The 21,352-nt window shown below is 64.6% G+C and carries 24 protein-coding genes; 18 read left to right on the forward strand and 6 right to left on the reverse strand.

Going from position 1 to position 21,352, the window contains the following annotated elements; translation table 11 throughout:
• Window positions 1-13 precede the first annotated feature (13 nt).
• The 7 genes from FAZ97_RS32315 (at window position 14) to FAZ97_RS32345 (ending at window position 5,877) form a co-directional block, all read left to right on the forward strand.
• The gene (locus tag FAZ97_RS32315; protein WP_233272001.1) at window positions 14-778 is read left to right on the forward strand and encodes a FadR/GntR family transcriptional regulator; all 765 of its coding nucleotides are present in this window, start codon (window positions 14-16) and stop codon (window positions 776-778) included.
• A 324-nt stretch (window positions 779-1,102) separates the two neighbouring features.
• Window positions 1,103-2,236 (forward strand): branched-chain amino acid ABC transporter substrate-binding protein, encoded by a 1,134-nt coding sequence (locus FAZ97_RS32320; RefSeq protein ID WP_158762841.1) that lies wholly within the window; start codon window positions 1,103-1,105, stop codon window positions 2,234-2,236.
• 266 nt (window positions 2,237-2,502) lie between these two features.
• On the forward strand, window positions 2,503-3,411 hold the full coding sequence (locus FAZ97_RS32325; protein ID WP_158762842.1) for a hypothetical protein: 909 nt from the start codon (window positions 2,503-2,505) through the stop codon (window positions 3,409-3,411).
• Between the two features lie 395 nt (window positions 3,412-3,806).
• Entirely contained in the window at window positions 3,807-3,992 is a 186-nt protein-coding gene (locus FAZ97_RS32330; RefSeq protein WP_158762843.1) for a hypothetical protein, read from the forward strand.
• A 74-nt stretch (window positions 3,993-4,066) separates the two neighbouring features.
• Window positions 4,067-4,234 (forward strand): DUF6726 family protein, encoded by a 168-nt coding sequence (locus FAZ97_RS32335; RefSeq protein ID WP_158762844.1) that lies wholly within the window; start codon window positions 4,067-4,069, stop codon window positions 4,232-4,234.
• Window positions 4,235-4,248: 14 nt separating this feature from the next.
• Window positions 4,249-5,070 (forward strand): hypothetical protein, encoded by an 822-nt coding sequence (locus FAZ97_RS32340; protein ID WP_158762845.1) that lies wholly within the window; start codon window positions 4,249-4,251, stop codon window positions 5,068-5,070.
• A gap of 147 nt (window positions 5,071-5,217) precedes the next feature.
• Window positions 5,218-5,877, forward strand: a complete 660-nt coding sequence (locus tag FAZ97_RS32345) for a flagellar basal body L-ring protein FlgH (RefSeq protein ID WP_407671956.1) — start codon at window positions 5,218-5,220, stop codon at window positions 5,875-5,877.
• 73 nt (window positions 5,878-5,950) lie between these two features.
• Here the strand turns inward: FAZ97_RS32345 and FAZ97_RS32350 are convergent, their stop codons facing one another.
• Together FAZ97_RS32350 and FAZ97_RS32355 are read right to left on the reverse strand one after the other, a co-directional pair.
• Window positions 5,951-6,766, reverse strand: a complete 816-nt coding sequence (locus FAZ97_RS32350) for a response regulator (protein WP_158762846.1) — start codon at window positions 6,764-6,766, stop codon at window positions 5,951-5,953.
• 85 nt (window positions 6,767-6,851) lie between these two features.
• Window positions 6,852-7,436 (reverse strand): hypothetical protein, encoded by a 585-nt coding sequence (locus tag FAZ97_RS32355; protein WP_407671959.1) that lies wholly within the window; start codon window positions 7,434-7,436, stop codon window positions 6,852-6,854.
• A gap of 444 nt (window positions 7,437-7,880) precedes the next feature.
• Between FAZ97_RS32355 and FAZ97_RS32360 the strand changes: the two genes are divergently transcribed.
• From FAZ97_RS32360 to FAZ97_RS32370, 3 genes are all read left to right on the forward strand, one after another.
• Entirely contained in the window at window positions 7,881-8,777 is an 897-nt protein-coding gene (locus FAZ97_RS32360) for a lysozyme inhibitor LprI family protein (protein WP_158762847.1), read from the forward strand.
• Window positions 8,778-8,855: 78 nt separating this feature from the next.
• Window positions 8,856-9,635 (forward strand): response regulator, encoded by a 780-nt coding sequence (locus tag FAZ97_RS32365; RefSeq protein ID WP_158762848.1) that lies wholly within the window; start codon window positions 8,856-8,858, stop codon window positions 9,633-9,635.
• Between the two features lie 4 nt (window positions 9,636-9,639).
• Window positions 9,640-10,953: an ATP-binding protein gene (locus tag FAZ97_RS32370; protein WP_158762849.1), complete on the forward strand. Its 1,314-nt coding sequence runs from the start codon at window positions 9,640-9,642 to the stop codon at window positions 10,951-10,953.
• A gap of 51 nt (window positions 10,954-11,004) precedes the next feature.
• Here the strand turns inward: FAZ97_RS32370 and FAZ97_RS32375 are convergent, their stop codons facing one another.
• On the reverse strand, window positions 11,005-11,937 hold the full coding sequence (locus tag FAZ97_RS32375) for a tyrosine-protein phosphatase (protein ID WP_158762850.1): 933 nt from the start codon (window positions 11,935-11,937) through the stop codon (window positions 11,005-11,007).
• Window positions 11,938-12,122: 185 nt separating this feature from the next.
• Window positions 12,123-12,317, reverse strand: coding sequence for a hypothetical protein (locus FAZ97_RS32380; protein WP_158762851.1), 195 nt, complete (start codon window positions 12,315-12,317; stop codon window positions 12,123-12,125).
• Between the two features lie 49 nt (window positions 12,318-12,366).
• Here FAZ97_RS32380 and flhC point away from each other — a divergent pair, with 49 nt between their 5' ends.
• On the forward strand, window positions 12,367-13,077 hold the full coding sequence (flhC, locus tag FAZ97_RS32385; protein ID WP_158762852.1) for a flagellar transcriptional regulator FlhC: 711 nt from the start codon (window positions 12,367-12,369) through the stop codon (window positions 13,075-13,077).
• A 5-nt stretch (window positions 13,078-13,082) separates the two neighbouring features.
• Here the strand turns inward: flhC and FAZ97_RS32390 are convergent, their stop codons facing one another.
• Window positions 13,083-13,442 carry a hypothetical protein gene (locus FAZ97_RS32390; RefSeq protein WP_158762853.1) on the reverse strand — a complete coding sequence of 120 codons (360 nt, stop codon included), beginning with the start codon at window positions 13,440-13,442 and terminating at the stop codon, window positions 13,083-13,085.
• A 215-nt stretch (window positions 13,443-13,657) separates the two neighbouring features.
• Between FAZ97_RS32390 and FAZ97_RS32395 the strand changes: the two genes are divergently transcribed.
• From FAZ97_RS32395 to FAZ97_RS32420, 6 genes are all read left to right on the forward strand, one after another.
• Complete coding sequence (locus FAZ97_RS32395; RefSeq protein ID WP_158762854.1) at window positions 13,658-14,158, forward strand: hypothetical protein; 501 nt, start codon at window positions 13,658-13,660, stop codon at window positions 14,156-14,158.
• A 119-nt stretch (window positions 14,159-14,277) separates the two neighbouring features.
• The gene (locus FAZ97_RS32400) at window positions 14,278-15,237 is read left to right on the forward strand and encodes an alpha/beta hydrolase (RefSeq protein ID WP_158762855.1); all 960 of its coding nucleotides are present in this window, start codon (window positions 14,278-14,280) and stop codon (window positions 15,235-15,237) included.
• Between the two features lie 161 nt (window positions 15,238-15,398).
• Window positions 15,399-16,370: a hypothetical protein gene (locus FAZ97_RS32405; RefSeq protein WP_158762856.1), complete on the forward strand. Its 972-nt coding sequence runs from the start codon at window positions 15,399-15,401 to the stop codon at window positions 16,368-16,370.
• A 230-nt stretch (window positions 16,371-16,600) separates the two neighbouring features.
• A complete protein-coding gene (locus FAZ97_RS32410) occupies window positions 16,601-18,154 on the forward strand; it encodes a class I adenylate-forming enzyme family protein (RefSeq protein WP_158762857.1) in 1,554 nt (517 codons plus the stop codon).
• Between the two features lie 79 nt (window positions 18,155-18,233).
• The gene (locus tag FAZ97_RS32415) at window positions 18,234-18,584 is read left to right on the forward strand and encodes an HdeA/HdeB family chaperone (RefSeq protein WP_158762858.1); all 351 of its coding nucleotides are present in this window, start codon (window positions 18,234-18,236) and stop codon (window positions 18,582-18,584) included.
• A 35-nt stretch (window positions 18,585-18,619) separates the two neighbouring features.
• Window positions 18,620-18,823: a hypothetical protein gene (locus tag FAZ97_RS32420; RefSeq protein ID WP_158762859.1), complete on the forward strand. Its 204-nt coding sequence runs from the start codon at window positions 18,620-18,622 to the stop codon at window positions 18,821-18,823.
• 108 nt (window positions 18,824-18,931) lie between these two features.
• Here FAZ97_RS32420 and FAZ97_RS32425 read toward each other — a convergent pair whose 3' ends face one another.
• Window positions 18,932-19,645 carry a response regulator gene (locus FAZ97_RS32425; RefSeq protein ID WP_158762860.1) on the reverse strand — a complete coding sequence of 238 codons (714 nt, stop codon included), beginning with the start codon at window positions 19,643-19,645 and terminating at the stop codon, window positions 18,932-18,934.
• A gap of 242 nt (window positions 19,646-19,887) precedes the next feature.
• On the opposite strand from FAZ97_RS32425, the gene FAZ97_RS32430 reads away from it, so the two are divergent.
• Entirely contained in the window at window positions 19,888-21,234 is a 1,347-nt protein-coding gene (locus FAZ97_RS32430) for a sensor histidine kinase (protein WP_233272003.1), read from the forward strand.
• The last annotated feature ends 118 nt before the right edge of the window (window positions 21,235-21,352 follow it).

Below are 21,352 nucleotides of genomic sequence, written 5' to 3' on the forward strand. Positions count from 1 at the left end.
GCACGGACACGCTGTGCACGACGTCCATGAAGGGGAAGTGATGTTCGAGCGCGAACCGATCGTTGGCAATATAACAACGCAGATCGCCAAGATTATCGGCATGCGCGTGGTCTCGGGCGAATTCGCGCCCGGCGACGCGCTGCCGGTAGAAAGCGAACTGTGCAGTGCCTACGGCGTGAGCCGAACCACGCTGCGCGAAGCGATCAAACAGTTGGCGGGCAAACGGCTCATCGCCGTTTCGCCCAAGATCGGCACACGTGTCCTGCCCTTCTCCGACTGGAACCTGCTCGACCGCGACGTGCTCGCATGGCGCCTGAATGCGCAGTTCGATTCGAAGATCGTCGAAGACATCTTCGAAATGCGCATCTGCTTCGAGCCGCGCGCAAGCTTTCTCGCCGCGCGCCACGGCAACGAAGAGACCTTCCAGATCATCGAGCGCCGTTACCTGGAACTGGCCACTGCCTACGGTCATTCCGCCCAGCATGGCGCCTCCGACATTCGCGCGGCCGCCGATGCGAATCTCGAGTTTCATCTCGCCATCATCACGGCCTCGCAGAACGGCATGTTCATCACGATCGGCAACGCCATCAAGGCCGCATTGCGCGTGTCGTCGGAAATGATGCAGCGCCAGGCCGCGAAGCCGAGCGAAGATCTCGAATTGCACGACGCCGTGCGCCGGCATATCGTGGCGCGCGAAGCCGACGCGGCAGCGGCGGCCATGACACGCCTGCTCGAACAATCGCGCGACCGGATCCTGCGCTATACGATCGCACCGTGACGACTGTGGGCGCGCGTTCTCGCGCTGTGCCCGCGCTGTGCTGATCTCACCATCCACCTCTACGCATGGCTTGCGCGCGGCCGCTACCCGTGCGCACCCTGGTCCGCCCACTTGCGACCACTATGCCGAAATCGTCACGAGTCGAACCCTAATCGATCAAGACGTACCTATTTTCGCTACCTAGACTGCATTGCCGATCCCGCCACGCTTCTCGTGCAAGCGCGAAGCCACGAGGCGTATTCGCACAGCTAAAGACCGCACTGGCCGGCACTGAAGCATGCAATGTCCGGCATTGCTCACCATGCACCTGAGGGGAAGTGAAAAGTGAATTTGAAGGTAACGCACTCCGCACTTGCAGTCGCATTGGCATTTTCATGCGCCTCCGCTCACGCCGATGTCGTCAAGATTGGTTTTGCCGCGCCGCTCACGGGCGCGCAGTCGAACTATGGCACTGACATGCAAAAGGGCGTGCAACTGGCGATCAACGATTTCAACGCCACGCATCCCACCATCGGCGGCAAGCCCGTCTCGTTCGAACTCGACTCGCAGGACGACCAGGCCGACCCGCACACGGGCACCGTGGTGGCACAACGCCTGATCGACGATGGCGTGAGCGGCATCATTGGCCACTTCAACTCGGGCACGAGCATTCCTGCCTCCGATCTGTACAACCGCGCCGGCCTGCCGCAGATTTCGATGGCGACCTCGCCGGTGTATACGGCGCGCGGCTACAAGACGACGTTCCGCCTGTTGACGAGCGACGCGCAGGCTGGCCGCATTGTCGGCGCCTATGTCGTGAAGACGCTGCACTACAAGCGCATTGCGATCATCGACGACCGCACCGCCTACGGCCAGGGCATTGCCGACGAGTTCGCGAAGGCAGTAGAAGCCGCCGGCGGCACGGTGGTGAAGCGCGACTACACGAACGACAAGGCGCTGGACTTCTCTGCAATCCTGACCAATCTGAAGGGCATCAACCCGGACGCCGTGTTCTATGGCGGCGGCGACGCGCAATCGTCGCCAATGATCCGCAAGATGCGCCAGCTTGGCATCAAGGCGGCATTCGTGACCGGCGAAATGTCGCGCTCGCCCACTTTCCTGAAGATCGGCGGCAGCGCGGCCGAAGGCGCGATCGTCTACATGGGCGGTCTGCCGAAGGAAAAGATGCCCGGCTTCTCCAGCTACGCTACGCGCTACAAGGCGCGCTTTGGCGAAGACCCCATCACGTACTCGCCTTACTCTTACGACGGCACGATGGCGCTTCTCACTGCGATGAAGAACGCGAACTCGACCGATCCGAAGGTCTATGGACCATACCTCGACAAGCTGTCGATCAAGGGCGTATCGGCTTCGACGATTTCGTATGATGCGACCGGCGACCTCAAGGACGCGCCCGTGACCATCTACAAGGTGCAGCACGGCGATTTCAAGCCGGTCGACACGATCGCGGGCAGTTGATGTATTCGCGGGTCCCTGAGCGGGTCCCTGAGCGGGTCCCTGAGCGACCCGCTGAAATGACCTGTTGAATCCGCACTGTCTGGTCCCGGCCATCAGTGCGGATTCGTGCGTCTCCTGCGGCCCCCGCCCGATCGCCATCGGGTGACAGATCGTTGTGCACGATTGACCCGCGACGCGTCGCGCGTGCCGATACTCGGGCATGACTGTTGCGCCCCCTTCCCATGCGTGGCGATACCGCCGCATATCGAAAGCGAAGGGAGACAGTCATGAGGCAAACCGTATTGGGCGTCTACGACAGCTATGGGAGCGCACGTTCCGCGCAAAAGGCACTCGGCGACGCAGGCGTGGCGCAAGCCGATATTGCTATTTACTCGATGTCGGTCGAGAGCCCTTTGGAAAAAGGGCCGCGTGTGTATGCGCCTGGCGCGAGCGAGGCGGGGCAACACACCCCAGTATTCGATCAACTCGAACGCTTGTTCGCGCGGCTTTTCGCGCACGGCGCGTATCCGCCGGAGACCGAGGACTACCGGGAATTCATTCGCCGCGGCGGATCGGTCGTCAGCGCCGACGTTTCCGAAATGCAGGTGAATCTCGCGCGCGAAGTGATGCGCAGCGCGGGGGCCGCTGACATCGAGGAACGCAGCCGTGCCTGGCACACCGCTTCGTCGCACATCGCGCCCGCCGGGAGCACGACGCGGGCACCCGGCAATACGTACGAGACGCACGAGACATCGCCCGAGGCGGCGGCGCAAACACGGCACGCCGCGTATGCTTCGGCCGTGCCGCCCGTGGTCAGCGGCATGCAGCAGGTCACCACGCGCACCACAACCGAACCCGAAGCGGCCGCCTATGCAGCCGGAGCACAGCAGACATCGACACGAGGCCTGGTGGGTGATCCTGTCATGGGCACCCCGCTCGACGACGCTTCATACGAGACGGAAGTCCGCAAAGACTATGACGCCAACTACGCGAACTCCGGCATGTCCTATGAAGAATATTGGGCCGCTTACGAGCACGGCGCAACGCTCGGGCAAGACGAACGGTATCGCGGCAACGACTGGCAAGGGGTTGAGGCGAGTGCTCGCGAGGACTGGGAGTCTCGCTACCCGGAAAGCGGCTGGGAACGATTCAAGGCTGCGGTACGCCACGGCTGGGAGCGCATGAAAGGCGTTTGAGACCGCCTGCTTCCCACTCCTTTCACCTTCCCAGGCTGTTCACTTGAGCCGCCTGGGAACGCGCGCGCTCAATTCCCCCTCTTAGCCTTCGCATCCCAATACGGCACACGCAAATCGCGCCTGAGGATCGTATTGCGCCCCACCCCAGATCGTCGCGCCATCCACGGCCTCCCGCCGCGTTCCCGCCATTCAATCTTGCGCATTCGTATACCCCTGGAAGGACTCGTAAGCGATTGGCCAAACGCCACGCTGATTCTTGCATCATGCAAGCGCCCTGGAAGCGAAGATTTGCCTCGCCGCTCGCCGATTGCCCCCCGATCGGCGTAAGGCGGGGCGCGCTTCCCCCCTCTCGGCGCGCCCCTTCTTTTTGTTCCATTGCGCCAAGGAGGCCCATCATGACCAGCCCTATCGGTTCGAGCAGTATCGCGCACACGTCCTCGTTGACGTCGTCGGGCGAAACCCGCAGCACCAAGAACGCCACCACGGGCAACACCGCCGGCAACCCGTTTCCGCAACAGGAAACCCTGCATCCGGCCGCGCCGGTCGGTCCGCTCGGCCACAACATCAACACCTCGGCATGACCACTTCGCCGTCACGGGAAACGCCGACGCAGCGCTCGCCGATGTGCCTGACACCACGGTTGTCAACGCATCTGGTGCGAGCTGCGTCCGCCATTGCCCTCGCCTGCCTCGCCCTGCCGCTCGAAGGCTGTGCCGTGGTGGCCTTTCCATGCCGGGTCGCATCGGCCACGCTGAAGATCGTGCCGTTGGTCGGCCACCCGGCCGCCGTGCCGTTCGACGCTTGTGCGGCGGCGGTCGACTGATCGAGGTCCAGCCGATGAAACGGGCGCCACTGATCGCTTTCGTTTTGAGCGCGGCATACCTGGCCGCGCCGCTCTCCCCCGCGCATGCGGATACGCATTTCGAAGGGCGCGTGCAAGCGTATGTCGCGCCGAAGGCCGCTGCCCCGGCGCAAGCGGCGAGCGCGCCGAATGCCGCGAGCGTAGCCCCTGCAGCGAGCGCGGCAAAACCGTCGGCACCGCCCGCGAAAAAAAGGCGGCCAGCCCCCGTAGCATCGGCCACCCGGCCGCGCGTTCCCGCGCCGGACGACTCGCCGTTCGCGTTTCGCGGCATTGCGCTCGGCACGCCGCTGAGTGCGCTGCGGCAAACGGACATGGTGCGCGCGACGCCGCACGAGAGTGAGCTGGTTTGCGAAACTGACATCGCGGGCAGCGACATTGGCATGATCGCCAGGAACTACACGAGCCTCACCGTGGCTTGCCGGTGGGCGCACCACACGGCGCAAGGCTGGACGCCTTCGCGAGCCGTGGTGGACGGTGTGCCCGCGGTTGACCATATCCTGCGCTTTGCGCATGCCACGGCCGGCGATCCGCTGCGTCTGTATGAAATGTCGTTCGTCGTGGATTCGACAACGGCGTTCGATTTGCGCGACCTGCTCGCCACGCGCTACGGCGCGCCGCGCGTGCTCGGCGCACCTTCGCTGCCGCTGCTCGTGTGGGAGAACGCGTCGAGCACGATCACCATCTGCCTGCTGCCCGACAGCCAGCGCGCGACGCTCACGTATCTGCTCAAACCCGCCACGCCGCGCGGCAAAGGCGGCGAGAAGACGCTCAAGCTCAGCCAGTTCGACGAAGGCTGAGACGAAGCCCGTCGAGCGCCGCCCGGTCGAGCTCCGCCGATTTCGCTACATCCGATGAATCACTCTCGCACCCACTACTTCGCCATGCCATCCATTCAATCGGAATCCTTAATTTCAAGCGCATGCCGCACGACTGGCTCGAAAGGCGTGCCGTACGTGTTGGTGTGCGCGTCGCTCGCCGCCGCGCTCGCTGGCTGCGCGACGCCGGAGTCGATCGTCAATACGCCCATGACGCCACCGCTGGCGGAACCGCTGCTGAACGTCAATACAAGCGGCGCGATCTACCAGTCGGGCACCGCCATCTCGCTGTACGAAACACCGCGTGCGCAGCGAATCGGGGACGTGCTCACCATCCGGCTGTCTGAAACGTATAGCGGCAACGACGTCACGAGCGCCGCCGCCAAGCGCGAGAGCAACATCACGGCCACCGCCGCCGATCAGTCGACCGGCGCGGCGGCACGGCTCGCGCGCCTGTTCAATATCGGCTCGGCTTCGACTACGTTCAACGGAAGCGGCAATCATTCGCTTTCGAGCGACATGACCGGTACGCTGGCCGTCACGGTGATCAGCAAGACGCCTACGGGCAATCTGGTGGTCTCGGGGGAGAAAATCATTGCGATGAGCGGTGAGCATCAACGCCTGCGGCTTTCCGGAATCGTCAATCCGAACGACGTGGAAGCCGACAACTACGTTGAGTCGGGCAAGATCGCCAACGCGCGAATCGAGCAGGTGGGGCGCGGTTTGCTCAACGATGCGACTACCGTCGGGTGGTTGCAGCGCATGTTTCTTAGTGTGCTGACGTTCTGAGGTATTTTCGTGATGCGTGGCCGCTTTGGCCTTTCCCTGCCGTCAAGGAAAGGCCAAACCGGTCGCCTAACGATCAGTCTTCCTCACCATCCGGCATTTCGCCTTCGAACTCGTCGGCGTACTCGCCGCCCGCTTGATCCCCATGCTCGCGAGCCTGTTCGCCAAAGCGCTCGGCGAAACCCACTTCGCCATCCGGCACGAACACATACCCGTGCCCCCACACCGTCTGAAGATAGCGCGGCTCGGAAGGATCGGTTTCGATCAGCCGCCGCAAGCGCCAGATCGCCACATCCAGACTACGGTTGCGATACCGCCCCGCCTCTCCGTACACGATTTCGATAATCCGCTCGCGCGAAAGAATCGTCATCGAGTGATTGACGAACAGCTTGAGGAACGCGAATTCGCTAGAGCGCAGCGGCATGCGCACTTCGTCGCGATACAGCTCCCGCGAACGAAAATCGAGCTCGAACGGGCCGAAGCGAAACGATTCGCGGCTCTCCGGCGCGCCCGTGAGGTTCGAAATGCTGCGCCGGCGCATGACCGATCGAATGCGCGCCACCAGTTCGCCCGGATCGAACGGTTTGCCCACGTAGTCGTCGGCGCCAAATTCGAGACCCAGCACGCGATCGATCACTTCGTTGCGCGCGGTGAGCATGATGACCGGCAGATCGTCGCCGCTTTCGCGCAAGGCGCGCAGCGCGCTGATGCCATCCACCTCCGGCATCATGATATCGAGCACGACAACCTGCGGCCGTTCGGAGCGCAACCGCTCCTGCATCGCACGCACGGAAGGCAGCGTCGTGACGGTGAAGCCGCGCATCTGCAGATATTCGGCCGTGACGTCACGCACGACCGGATCGTCGTCGACGAGAAAGATATTATTTGCCATGCGTAAATCGTAAGGGACGAGAACGAGCCGGTACAGGCCCGCAGCCTTACCAATCCTTTCCCGCGCGCCGCGCGGGCGACCCGGTTTACTGGTCGCGTGAAGCGGACTGGAATGAATTGCCCAATTGCGTCTGGTCGACCACCATGCTGTCCAGCAGCCCCTTGAGCTTCACCGCCGCACTCGAGTAGCGGTCGGTACCGAGGCCGCGTACTTCGTAACGCCCCGTAACGGCAATATGGTTATGCATGAAGATCGTCAGATTGATCGTCGAAAGATAGGCGCGGCTTTCGTCGCTGAACGTCGGTTTGCCGAATTCGATCGACGCGTTATACACGAGACGTCCTTCGCAACTCACCGGCTCGGTTCCGGCGCCGTACACGTCCGACGTCACGCCGCGCTGCGAGAGCACGAGTTGCAGCGATGGCACGAAGTCTCCCGATGTGACCATGGGATTGTTCTCGATACAGATCGAGCTCAGATTGACTGGCCGCCCCGTCACGAATTTAGGCGAAGAGTAGTTCGATGCGACGGCGTAGCCTGCCTGAATCACGGAGCCAGTCGCATCGGCCGCGGTGATGAGCGTCCATGCGCAGCCGTTGAGCGCGAGTGCCGCGGCGCACGCGGCGCCGAGTTTCAGCGTGCGTGCGCTCGCACGGCTGACATATGACACGATTTCATGTGGCATGGGAGCGGAGACCCGATGCGTTGATGGGCTGCGCGGAACAAGACAGGCTCCCGGCAGGACTCAGCACGCATGATCGGCGCTAAGCGCTGCGCGCGATGGCCGGGACATCGGTCAATGTTGAATGCCACTTTCCACTTCTTCGAAATCCTCCCGCCCGGTAAGGACCTGAATGCCCGTATTGCACGCCATTTCAATGCGAAGGCGCGCGCTACAGGCACGCAGCGTCCCGCCGCGATGACTACGCGCAGCGGCACGTGTAATGGTTCGTAAGCGCTTCTGCATTCTCCCCGCTGAGTCAGACATTGCGCGCTCATCGCCGCGCTATCGTACTCACTGCAGTTCTCACTGCGGCGACGCGCGACTTTGCGACGCCGCACGAGCCACACGCTGCACCCGTCTTTCTCCTATTTCAACATCATCATGGCTGCCATGAACCGAGAACCGAAAATCCGTCGCGCCGCCTTCTTCAAGCGCGGCCTGAACGCTGCTGCGATCGCGCTGTTCGCGTCGCTCGCTGGCTCGCCGTTCGCACACGCTGCGAGTTTCCACTGCCCGCGCAACGCGTCGGCGTCCGAGCGCCTCGTGTGCAACGATCCGACGCTCTCCGCGCTCGACGACAAACTGGCCGCGCTCTATCGCAGCGCCCTCGACGCGACCACCGATACGACCGCACTCGAGGCCGACCGCGTGAGCCAATGGCAGTGGCGCCAGCACAACTGCAAAGACAAGGCGTGCGTGACGGACTGGTACGACCGCCGTATCGCCGAACTCGAAGGCGATCTCAAGCATGGCAAGCAGGCTGCTGTCCAGCGCGTGAAGGAAGGCGTCGTGGACCAGCGCCTCGCCCCTTCCGCACAGGACGCCGTGCTCGAAATGCACGGCATTGCGCCCGCGCCGAAGGACGATAACGCGGCGGCCGCCGACAACGCGAAAAGCGTGAAGAAAGCGGGCGAGAAGGTCGCGTCTGCCGACGCCAATGCGCCGCTTCATCTGCAAAAGATGCCAAGCGGTGTGGCCGCCGACGCACGCCAAACGAAGCTCGCGCAAGCGCACGCCCATCACCTGCCTTCCAAGGAGGCCGCACCAGCCGGCGACGTCTCGGCGGCGACCGCGAAAATGGCCGGCGCGAACTCGGCATTCGCGAAGGCAGCCGGCATGGCGTCCATGGACGCGCCGCCCGCTCAGCCCGCGAGCCCTGCGCTCGGCAACGCAGCCGCGAAGCCAGCAGACCCGACGAATGCGCTGAACTGCGCATCCGTTGCATCGACTGCGCCCGCGCACGCTACGCAAACCTCCATCGAGCCAGGCACCGTCGCCCTGAAGTAAGCGGCCATGTAAGCTGCGGCAAGAAATCTGCGGTCGCGCGCTGTTCTGCCGGTTGTCGATATCAAATAAAATACGGCGATGAGTCCACACGTTCTCATCGTCGACGACGATCCGGTCGTGCGCGATCTCCTCTCCGGCTTTCTTCGAGCCAACGGTTTCGAAGCCTCGGTCCTTCACGACGGCACGCATCTCGGCGCGCGGCTGGAACGCGAGCGGCCATCGGTCGTCGTGCTCGACGTCATGATGCCGCGCACCGACGGCCTGCGCGCCCTCGCCGCCCTGCGCGCGCAAGGCGATGACATTCCGGTGATCTTCGCCTCCGCGCGCAGCGCGGTGGGCGACCGCATTGCCGGTCTTACGCTGGGCGCCGACGACTATATCGCGAAGCCTTTCGATCCCGAGGAACTGTTGCTGCGTATCCAGACCGTGCTGCGCAGGCGCGGCAACGGGCCCGCGGGCGCGCCCACGGCGCGCGAGCGTTACCGCTTCGGCGCTTTCGAACTCGATTTCATGGCGCGCACGCTCGAACGCGACGGCAAGCGTGTGCCGTTGCGCAGCAGTGAGTTCGTCCTCCTGACGATCTTCACGGAACATCCCTACCGTGTGCTTTCGCGTGTGCTGATTCACGATCTGCTGCATGCGGATGGCATGGAATTTAACGAGCGCAGTCTCGACGTGCCGGTCTGGCGCTTGCGCCGCGTGATCGAAGACAATCCTGCGCAGCCGCGCTACGTGCAGACCCTGCGCGGCAAGGGCTATGTGTTCGTCCCGCAAAGCGGGGGCGGCATCGAAGGCGATATCGAGGATCCGTCTGCGAATCCTGCCGCAGACAAGAGCGGCCACCGCACGAACGCGTAATGGCATGAACAATCCGTTGAATACGCTGTTCGGGCGCATGGCGCTGATGTCCGCGCTCCTGTTGTTCGCCATTCAGGCATGCTGGTTCATCGTGTTCGCGCCACAGCCGCGCCGCCACGAAGTGGAGGGCTTCGAGCGCGGCCTGCTGCTCATGCTGCACGCCGCGACAAGCGCGGTACCCGGTACGGCGACGGCCGCGGCAACGAGCGCGCCTCCCAACGAAATGGACCTCGCGCCCGCCCTGCGCGTGCATCTCGTGCCCACCTGGAACATGCCCGCGGACGTGCGGCTCGAAGTCCCGAAGCGCGAGCCGCTCGCCGACTTGCGCAAGCAACTGCTGCGTGACCTGCCGCCCGGCACTGAGATTCTCGCCGACCTGCGCCATCGCGAAGCCCTGTGGGTGCGCTTCGCGGGCCAGCCCACATGGATCGTCGCGCCCGTCGATCTGCCGCCGCCGCGCAATCTGCTGCCGCTGTTCGGTTCGATGCTCGCCATCTCGCTGCTCCTCGCACTGCTCGCCATGTGGCAGATGCAGCGGCCGCTTTCGCTCGTGGCGCAGGCCGCGCGCGCGTTCGGCACCGGCCATCGTCCCGCGCCGGTCAGGCAGCACGGGCCGCGCGAGTTGCGCGAACTGATCGGCTCGTTCAACGGCATGATGAAGCAGCTCAACGAAGCCGACGACGATCAGGCCGTCATGCTCGCGGGCGTCGCGCACGATCTCAAGTCGCCGCTCACGCGCCTGAAACTGCGTGCGAGCATGATGGGCTCGGAGCGCGAGCGCGAACAACTGATTCGCGAAGTCGATTCGCTCAACGATATCGTCCAGCAGTTTCTGGAATTCGCGCGACAGCGGCCCGAATCGGGACCCGAGGTGGAAGTCGACGCGCTGCTGCGCGAGCAGTTCTTTTCCGATGCCGGCGACGACGACGACGCGCTGTTCAGGCTCGATCTGCGCGCAGGCGCGGCGTTCCGGCTGCCGCGCACGCTGCTCGACCGGCTCGTGTCGAATCTCGTCGACAACGCGCTCGAACATGGCGTGCCGCCCGTGGAAATCGCCACGCGCCGCGAAGGCGCGCAGTGGATCGTCGAAGTGCGCGATCATGGCCCGGGCATTCCCCCCGAGCGCGTAGCCGCGGCGCTCAAACCGTTCGTACGCCTTGACGAAGCACGCGGCGGCGAAGGCCACTGCGGGCTCGGGCTCGCCATCGTGACGCGCCTCACGCGCAATCAAGGTGGCCGGTGCGAGTTGTCCAATCACCCCGAAGGCGGCCTGCGCGTGCGTATCGCGCTACCGGCCGATGCAAGAGCCGCCGCGTAAGCGCCTTACGACACTCCGCTTGCCCGCCGGCGCTACCCTGCGCCACGCCGCTCAAACCACGAGCCGCCCGCGCAGACGATCCACCGTTTCGGACGCGAGGCCCAGCCCAACGGTGAGATAGCGGTTGAGGTCCCCGTAGCTTCCCTGCACGGCGTCGAACGCGGCCTGCAGATAGCTGGCCTGCACGGGCGGCGCCACATTGACCGAATCCACGCCTGTCGAGCGCCACGCGTCGGTGAGCATGAAATCCTTCACGATGATTTCGAGCGGCACGTTTGCGATCAGCAGCAACAGCGCGCACGCCCAACCCGCCACGTCCACGCCCGTCCCACCCGTAATCAGCAGGGGCCCCGGCGCATCCGCGATATGTTCGAGCAGCGCGCCGTAGACCGAACCTTGCATGCGGCCTGTCACGAGCGTGCGCCAATGCGATTGCATCGCGGCATCGAGCTCGCCGGCCAGCATGCCCGCAAACGACGGCGGCTCGAGCGTCCCCAGCACGTTGAGCGCAACGTAAGCGGCCGTACTGGGCGTCATGTCGGGCGCCGCGTCGATTTCCGCGGGCGTGCGCAGATCGTAGACGTTGGAAAGCGCCATGCGCTCCAGCGTCGCGGCGCCGGCTGCATTCGGTGTGAGCGCGTCTGAGCGGTAAACGAAGGCGCGGCGCACATGCGCGCCGTCGCTCGTCGAATAACCGGGCGCAGCGCCGCCCAGGTCGCGGAAGTTCGCCACCGCACCGATCACGGGCGTCGGCGCATCCTGCGCGCCGTCGCCTCCCGTGTATTCGCCGCCACACGCACTCAGCAACGTGCTGGCGCAACCGCTCAGCGCCAGCAGGCTCACCGTGCCCTTGAGCAGCGCGCGGCGCGGCGGGTTGGCGAGCGTCGCGCCGCCATTGCGGTTGAAGTTGCCGGTCGCGTCCACAGGCAAACGCTTACGCGCCTGCGCGAACGAAGAGGTGTAGGCGGAGAAAGGCAAAGTCATCAGTTGGCAGCTTGTGTAGGGAACCCGCCGTTCGAGCGGGCCGCCGCAACGTCGCGCGTCGCATGCGTTCGGAAAGGGCGCAGTTTACCGGCAGATAAGCCTGAAAGGTTAAAAGCGCAAAACGCCGTAATAATTCTTCCCGATTCGCAGTGCATTGCGCACCGATATTTGCCGCCGGTTTTTATTTATATTCTTACCGGGCCTTTCCATTTACACACAACGGGTAATTCCGGTGGTAAAGCGCGGCCATTTCCCGTTTCAATCCATGCCTGAATATCGGCTGCGCCGCGCATTTTCTTTATAGATCCCGCAAATCCTTTCCAAATATTATTCTTGACGCTCTTTGTCGCGCTTTTATAATCGCCCGTAAATTCAGGCATTCGCCTGGCTATCGTGGCCGTCACCGGCTGCCCCTGGGAGTACCACGTCATGTACAAAGGCAGTGTGACCGAAGAAGCGCGCGAAGTCCTGCGTGCAATCGAGCTGATCCAGCTGGGCGCACGCATGCCTGTGCTCGAAAAAGAACTGACGCTGTCGCGCAATCGTTTGATCCGGCTTTATCGGGAACTCAAGAACGCCTCGCCGCCCAAGGGCATGCTGCCGTTTTCGGCGGACTGGTATTTCACGTGGCTGCCGAACATTCACGCGTCGCTGTTCTACAACATCTACCTGTTCCTTACCGACAGAGCGAAATGCAGCCGGCTCGATGCACTCACGCGTGCGTATCGCCTCTATCTCGAACACTGCGAGAGCGCCGAGACCGAACGCGTGCTGAGCTTTACGCGGGCGTGGACGCTGCTGCGCTTTTTCGATGGCGGCCTGCTCACGCTGTCGAGTTGCACCGTATGCTCCGGGCGTTTCGTGCGCCACGTGCGCGACGCACACAAGCCCACCGCCTGTTGCATTTGCGTGCCGCCCGCGCGCGCCGGCATGACGCGCGCCGCGCGCGCGAACCGCAATGCGCAAGCTGACGCCGCGCCTCCCGCGTCCTCCACGCGAGGCCGTGCCGCAGCGGCACTGGGCGGGCTCTCGGGCACCATGCGCGAAACCGTGCGCGACACGCTCGCCGAAGTCACGCGCGCCCTCGACCCGAAGCGTTCCGCGAACCGCTTGCGCCTCGTCGCTTCAGCGCCCGTCTAGGCGACTCACGTGACATCTTCATCGCGCTCTGCGTCCACCTGCAGAGCGCGAATATCGCCCGCACAGATTCGGCAGATTGCTTTGTAATCCTGATGGTCGTGACGATGCTGAAGACGTTCGCATTGTTGCGCTGCCAGCTCGATCGCGTGCGCGTGCGCGGCCTGCCAGATCTCCCAGGCGATCTGCGCGCCGCTTTGCACGTAATCGTCGTTTTGATCGCGCTCCAGCGCATCGGGCAGCCGCGTTTGAACCTGCAGATAATGCGTGCGATAAAGCGCCTCGAAAACCTCGCGGCGTGACGGGCGCTTCAAGCTCGCCTCTTCGCGAACGTTACGGGACTGGTGAGGCGCAAAGACTTCATCCACATGCGGCGTCGAGGCGTACTTCTTCTTGCGGGTGGCGGGGTCCCGCGGCCGTCGCGCGCGAATACGCGCACGACGTTACGGATACCGATATTGTCGCAGGCGGCGCAAAGGAGTTGGCCGCGGAATATCGCGAATTTTTCTGCGTTATTCGTGGAGCGTTTCAGCTCGCGGACCTGCGATTATTGCGGGCATAAGAAAGTCGAAAGGAGTCGACCATGCAAATCGGGGCGGCGACACAGTTCGCCAACAGTAGCGCCAACACGAACACACTGCGTGCGGGCGCGGCTTCAGACCAGGCAGAACAGGACGGTGCGCAGTCGAGCGACGGTTCGACGAACGCGGTATCGTCCCCAACGCAGGACGACGCCGTGCAGATTTCGCCGCAAGGTTATGCGGCTGCGTCGACCGACGAGATCGCGGATGGCGACGATGCCGCAAGCAATGCGAGCGATACAACCGACACCAGCGATACCAGCGATACCAGCGACACAACCGACGCCAGCGATACCAGCGACACAACCGACGCCAGCGACACCAGCGACGCGGCTGACGCGGGGTCTACACCGGCCAACGCGCAGCCCATGAAATCGCTCGTCTATGGCGCGCTAGGGCTCGAGCGTCCGGACGTACCCGCCGACCCGAACCACACCTATACGTTAGGACGCTGGATCGCAGCGGGCATTACGCTGGGCGGCATCATTTCGCTGTTCATCTGAGCGCGCTGCGTGTCAACCTGGCGCGCATAATGTTTCGGATAACAGAGGACACGGGTGGCTAGTCGGCTATCATCACCGCCGGCAAAACAATCAACCCGTCACGTACACGAGGTCCGCCCGTGGCTCTCAGCGTCTCAGCCGTTCCGATCGCCGCCATCGTCGCCGCCGCATTTGCGCTCCTCAAGGGCGGCCCGAGGCAGCCCGCGCCGCTCGCATCGATCAACGCGCCGTTCAAGGAAGTCGACTTCTCGGACCTTCCCGCCTTGCGCCGTTACACCGCGCGCGACGGGGCGTCGCTTGCCTGGCGCGCGTATCTGCCTTCCGCTGGCGTGCCGCAAGCCTGCGTCGTGCTCATCCACGGATCGTCGGCGAGCAGCGCGAGCCTCCATCCGCTCGCCCGCCAGCTCGCCGCCGCCGGCTACGCGGCCTGCGTGCCCGATGTCCGCGGCCACGGCGAATCGGGCCGCAAGGGCACGATCGACTACATCGGCCAGCTCGAAGACGACCTGGAAGATCTGCTCGCGGCGTTGCCGGGCGAGCTGGCTGCGCTGCCGAAAACGCTGATCGGCTTCTCGGCGGGCGGCGGCTTTGCGCTGCGCTTTGCGGGCAGCACGCGTCAACATCGGTTCGATCGTTACGTGCTGCTCGCACCCTTCCTGCATCACAAGGCGCGCACCACGCGCAACGAGGTCGGCGGCTGGGTGTCGGTTGGCATGCCGCGCGTCGTCGTGCTCGGCATGCTGAACGGCCTGCGCATTCGCGCCTTCAATCATCTGCCGACGATCGCCTATGCGCTGGCGCCCGAGGTCCGCGACCAGCTCACACCGCAGTATTCGTTCAATTTGATGCAGAACTTTCGCCCGCACGCCGACTATCGCGCGGACATACGCGGCGTGCGGCAACCCCTGCATGTGCTGGCCGGCGCCGAAGACGAAGTCTTTCTCGCCCGCGAATACGCGGCGGCGTTCGAGGAAGCCGGCGCACACGTGCCGGTCACGCTCGTGCCCGGTGCGGGGCACATCGGCTTGACGCTGGACGCCGCGGCTATCGCCACGATCGTCGGCTGCGTGAAGCCATAAGGCAGTCGCGGCTCGCCGCAGCCGCGACCGTCCGTATCCGCCAAACTGGCGGAATCCGCCGATTGATCTTCGCCGCGAAGTGGCCCATATTCAAACTGGTGCATAAATCGGGCACCGATTTTGCGGCAATTCGTCAATCGAAGCGAAAGCGCGCTCCTCCCATGTTCAACGCCCCTGGTCACGACGATCCTGGTCCGTCGGAGTGCCCCTACTGCGGGACAAGGTTCAATGCGCCGCTCGCGCTGTGCCCCCAATGCGGAGCGAATCAGCTGGCCGCCGCCGCCCGCATCGCAGCCGCCAGCGAAGGCGCGCCGGACGAACGCGAGCATGGGGTTGCACAGCGTCTGCGCGCAAACCTGGGCTCGCTCCAGGGCGGCCTCGGCGGCAATCGCGGCTACGACGGCGAATATCCATCGATCGACGAGGAACGGATTGCCGAACGCTCGCGGCTGCCGCGCTTTGCATGGGCAGGGCTCGGCGCGCTTGCGATTGCGTTCACCGGCTATGCGTTCCTGCATCGCAGCGAATGGGAGCCGAAACTCGGCGCACAGGTGGTCATGGGGTCTGTGAGTGGCTCGAAAAACGCACCGGGCACGCTCGCCGCGCTGACGAACCGGCCGCCGGGCGCACTATCGCGTGCGAAGGCGGCTCAGCACACCGTTGCCCAGCAGAATGCCCCTGCCGTCGAACGCGCGCCCGCCGCGCCACGCTATGCGAGCGCGCACCCCGAAGTCGCGAACGATCTGGCCAGCGCGCGCGCAAGCCTCGACAAGAACAACCTTTGGCCCGCGCGCAGGGCGCTCGCCAATGCGCTCGCCATAGAGCCCGGCAATCCCGACGCGCAGCAGATGCAAGCCGACCTTGTCGCGCGCGAGCAGCAGCGCGACGCGTTGATCGGCCAGGCGCGGCAATGCGCGCACGCGCGCCAATGGGCTTGCGTGCGGCAAGACGCGGGACACGCCGTGAATGTCGACGCGTCGAGCCGCGAAGCGAGGCGCCTGCTCGTGCTTGCCAGCGCCGAGCGCCGGCCGAACGCCGGAAAGCGCAACGGCTGGATCTGGCCTTGGGAAAGCCAGTATGCGCAGGCAGGCGACACGCATTCCCGTCAGGAGTCCCTCTTCTGGCATCACTGATTCTTTGCGGCAGGCCTTCCTGCAACGCGCCTGGGCGTGTCCGCTGAAAACAGTGCGATCGAACACGGCGCGCTTCGCGCTCTCGCCGTCGCGCAGCCAATCCACGCTGTAATCGGTGTCTTTCATTGCGCGCGTGAGGCGCTCACTCGCCACTAACTTTACGCGCTCACCATGCGTCTCCTCGACAGCCCGCGATGGAGCAAGGTGACGCCATGAATCACGATACGAAAATGAGAGCGACAGGGACGTACCGGCCCTATGTCGATTGCCTGCTCGATGAATTCGAATCACGAGCCGACCGGCCGGTTATCCGCTACGAAGGGACGAACGTGACGGGCCGGGCGCTAAGCGGCGCCGTTTCCCGCTACGCGCGTGCGCTCGAGGCGCTCGGCATCGACCGAGGCTCGCTCGTCGCGCTCTTCGCGCCCAACCGGCCCGACGCGATCGCCATCCGCTACGCCGCCAACCTGATCGGCGCCGCGGCGATCTATCTGCCCGCCGTGCCGGATGCCGGCCGCCGCGCGGCGCTGCTTGCGCGAATCGAGCCGGCGCTGCTGGTGGTCTTCCCGGAGACTGCCCGCCTTGTACCCGAGACATCCGGCGCCCCTGGCACAACGCCGCTTCGCGTGATGCAGGTCGGCTTCGGCAGTGCGTCGACACGGCTCGACGTGCTCGCCCACGCGCAGCCCGACACGCCGCTGCCGGGACGCAGCGCGCCAGACGAACTCGCGGTGATCGCCTCCTCGGGCGGGACGACGGGCGTGCCCAAATGCAGTTGCCGCTCTTTCGCGGCCTATTCGGCGCTCGTGAATGCGCCACGCGACGAACAACGGCGTCAGCTCGTCAACGGTCCGCTCGCCTACCTGTCCCAGGTGCTCGTCGATACCACGCTGACCGCGGGCGGCACGGTCGTCCTCGAGCGTCGCTACAACCCTGCCGCCACCCTTGCCGCAATCGAGGTCGAACGCGTTACCGATCTTCTGCTTGTCGAACCTCAGTTGTTCGAAACGATGGATCATCGCGACGCCCCCTGGCGCGACCTGTCTTCGCTGCGCTCGATCGCCCATGTGAGCGGATCGGCGCCGGCCGTGCTGCGCCGCCGCGCGATCGCGCGGTTCGGTCCCGTGCTCACGCATCTGTACGGCGCGAGCGAGGCGGGGATCGTCAGCATGCTGGCACCTCACGAACCGGCATCGAAGCCGGCGCTGCTCGACTGCGCGGGCCGCGTTCGCGACGGCGTCGACGTGCAATTTCGGCGTACTGACGGCACGCTCGCGGCGCCTGGGAAGCCGGGAAAGATCGAGGTGCGCTCCGCGGCGGTTGCGCAAGGCTACTGGAATCAGCCTCAAGAAACGGCGCTGAAATTCCGCAACGGATGGTGCCTCACGGGCGACATGGGTTTCATCGACAAAGAAGGCTACCTCCACGTGCTCGGCCGAGCGAGTGACATCAGGCGTATCGCCGGCCGCACGATCGCTCCCGTCGATATCGAGGAGGTCCTCTGCCGCTTGCCCGACGTGCGCTATGCGACCGCGTTTGCCAGCGGTGGCGGATTCAGCGACGACCTGTGGCATGCCGTCGTCGAACCATGGGCCGGACGTCGAGTGGACGTGGTGCGATGCCTGCGCGCGCTCGATGCGGCATTCGGTGAAACGGTCGCAAGCCAGGTCCGACTCACGCAAAGCCGCTCCATTGCGCTGACCGAACAGGGGAAGGTGGATCGCAACGCGATCATGCGGGCGGCGCCGTTGCGCGGTCCGGCTGACGCCATCACTCTGGGCTAACTTTCGGCCCGTACGATGACCATCATCGACGCACCCGCAAGGATACGTTGCCTACATTCCTCAACTTTGGAGAGTTGCCATGAAAAACCTTATCGCCACCGCAACGCTCAGTGCCGCCCTTGTTGCCGGTCTCTGCGTTTCCCCGCTCGCGCTCGCGGAAACCGCCAGGCCCGTCACCGCCGTTTCGCCCGCAACGATGACCTGCTCCGACTTCCTCGCCGTAGACGACGCCTACAAGCCGGCGCTCGTCTACTGGGTCTCGGGCGTCGACAAGCTCGGTGTGAGCGAGACCGTGACAACGGTCGTGGATGTCGCAACGCCGGTGGCCGCCGTGGTCGGCGAATGCCAGAAGGCGCCGCACGCCTCGCTTGCGAACAAGGTGCACGAGCTCTACAAGGGCGGCCGCCTCGCGCTGTTCCAGCATAGCTAAGCGTCTGCCGTACACCCGTTATCGCAGGAGCCGTCATGAAGCTCAACCCCAACCAGAAAAGCGCGCTGATCCAGGCCTCGAAGCTGGGTATCGAGTGTATCGACGCGACGATTCTCCAGCTGAAGGCCGAGTGTCCCGACGCCTTCCATTCACAGAGAACGTTGCGCAAGCGCCAATTCCATCACCGGCCGGCCTCGGACACGCCGCATTTCAGCTTCGTGGTGAACCGCCAATCGTAACCGCGTAATGCGATTCCGGCGTTTTCCTGCGCTGGCAGGATCGGTGCGAGAATTGTGCGGCCGTGAACGATTCGAAACATTCAGCTAAACGAAGTATTTCGAACGCGGTCACTCGCGCGCCTCGGACCCATCTGCCGGGGGCGCGCCCGGTTGCTCCTCGCGGGCAGCCAGGTCGATGGTCCAACCGAAACCCCGAATATTGCGTATCACGTCGTGCCCGAACTTCTTGCGCACGCCGTGAATGAGCACCGCCACAGCATTGCTCTCGACTTCTTCGCCCCAGCCATACAGCCGGTCCTCCAGCTGGGCGCGCGAGAGGATCACGCCGGGGCGCTCGAGCAGCGCCGCCATGAGCGCAAACTCGCGCGCGGACAGTATGTCGCGCTGCCCTCTGAAGCAGAGTTCATGCTTGTCGAGGTTGAGACTCAGCGTTTCGTCGCCGAGGACGGAAACCGCTGCGCCGGCGTGCCGGCGTATCACGGCGCGAATGCGCGCCAGCAGTTCGGAAGTGTTGAAGGGCTTGAGCAGGTAATCGTCGGCGCCGATGTCAAGACCGCGAACGCGGGTCTCGATGTCGTCGCGCGCCGTCACGATGAGCACGGGCGTCGTGCAACCGCGTCCTCGCGCGGCGGCAAGCACGTCGATGCCGTCGGAGCCCGGCAGACCCAGGTCCAGCAGGACGATCGAATAGGCGTTGCTCACCACGGCCTGCCTCGCCTGCGTGCCGACCCGGATCCAGTCCACGCTGTAGCCGGCGTCCTTCAATGCACGCATCAAGCTTTGGCCGATATCGAGGTCGTCTTCGACGATGAGAATTCGCATGATCAATCATCCACATGAATGGACCGCGCCAAGGCGGACGTTCGCCCGTGCACGCGCGATTGTGATCCGGCAAAGCGGGCAAAAGCAAGCGCCCGATGGCACCAGCAGCGGCACCCAACGGCGCGCTGCGCGGCGGCGTATCGTCCCCATAATCTGATATCGTTGGCGCACGAGCCGGCATTGCCGGCGCGGCAGCGGCCCGCAATGCGCCGCTGGCCAACGCGGGGCGAACCATCATGCTCATGAAAGCCAGATCTCTCAGCACCCAGCTGATCGTCTCGCTGGGCCTGCTGCTCTCCATCTTCGGAATCGTGCAAGGCGTGAGCTCCTACCGGCTCGCCCTCGTCGGTGTGAATGCCCTGCTGGACGACCGGCTCTCGAACGTCGCGTCTCGCATACGCGACGTGTACGAGGCCGCCATTCCGCGCCGCTCCCCGGGGTCCGGCAATGCCGACGACATTGTCGTCGTCGTTTGGACTGCTGAACACAAATCGTCGCCCACCCGCACCACCGACAGCGCCGTCGAGTTCGACCGCAATTCGCCCACGGGCTTCTCGCAGCAATTCGCCGCCAACGAGGCGTGGCGCGTCTATACGCTCGTCACCTACAACGAGGTGATTCAGGTCGGCCAACGCATGTCGGTGCGCGTGCGCATGGCACAGGACAGCGCCGCGCGCGCACTAACGCCGGTCTACGTGCTGATTCCGGCCGTGTGGATCGCGGTGTACCTTTGCGTGCGCCGTGCATTCCGGGTGCTCGACCGGCTCGGGCGCCGCGTGCGGGCTATCGATTCGACGAGTCTCGAAGCCCTGCCGGACGAAGGGCTCCCCATCGAACTGCGTCCGTTCGTCAGCTCGATCAACCGCATGATCGAACGGCTCGACGGATCGATGCGGTTCGAACGCGACTTCATTTCCGATGCCGCACACGAATTGCGCACCCCGCTCACCGCGCTGAAATTGCAAGCCGACAATCTGCAGGGCGACATTGTTCCGCAAAACCGCGAGCGCTTCCAGGCACTGCGGCGGGGAATCGAACGCACGAGCACGCTCGTCGCGCAGCTGTTGCAGCTGGCGCGTGCGGACGCGCAGATGACGACCGCGCCGACCGCCGCGATCGACGTGACGCAAGTCGTGGCTTCCGTCGTCTCCGAGCTGCTGCCCATCGCCAACCAGAAGCGTATCGATATCGGCGCGAGCGAATTGACGCCGGTACGCATCTGCGCGACCGAGCCGGACCTGCGCGCCGTGGTCAAGAACCTGATCGGCAACGCGCTGCGCTATACGCCCGAGGGCGGGTGTGTCGATCTGCGCGTCCTCGACGCCGACGGACACGCACGCATCGACATTGAGGACACGGGACCCGGCATTCCCGAAGCGGCGCTGCCCCGTGTATTCGACCGCTTCTTTCGCGTGAATCATGGCGTCGAGGGCAGCGGTCTCGGGCTCGCGATCGTACTCGCGATCGTCACGCGCTACGGCGGTCGCGTGACCCTTGAAAATCGCCACGACGGCGTGACGGGGCTGCGCGCCATCGTGGAAATTCCACTGCTCGCCGACGATGGCGTGAGCCGCGCCGAGGCACACTGACGCCCTGACGCCTGGAGCGTGCGCCGCGGGCCGATCGGCCGGGCCGCTCGCAATGCGGGCCTGCTAACTCACGACTCATTCTGCTTCGCGATGATGTTTCTCATCGACGGCTCTCTGT

This window comes from Paraburkholderia acidiphila (assembly GCF_009789655.1).
Classification (GTDB): Bacteria; Pseudomonadota; Gammaproteobacteria; order Burkholderiales; family Burkholderiaceae; genus Paraburkholderia; species Paraburkholderia acidiphila.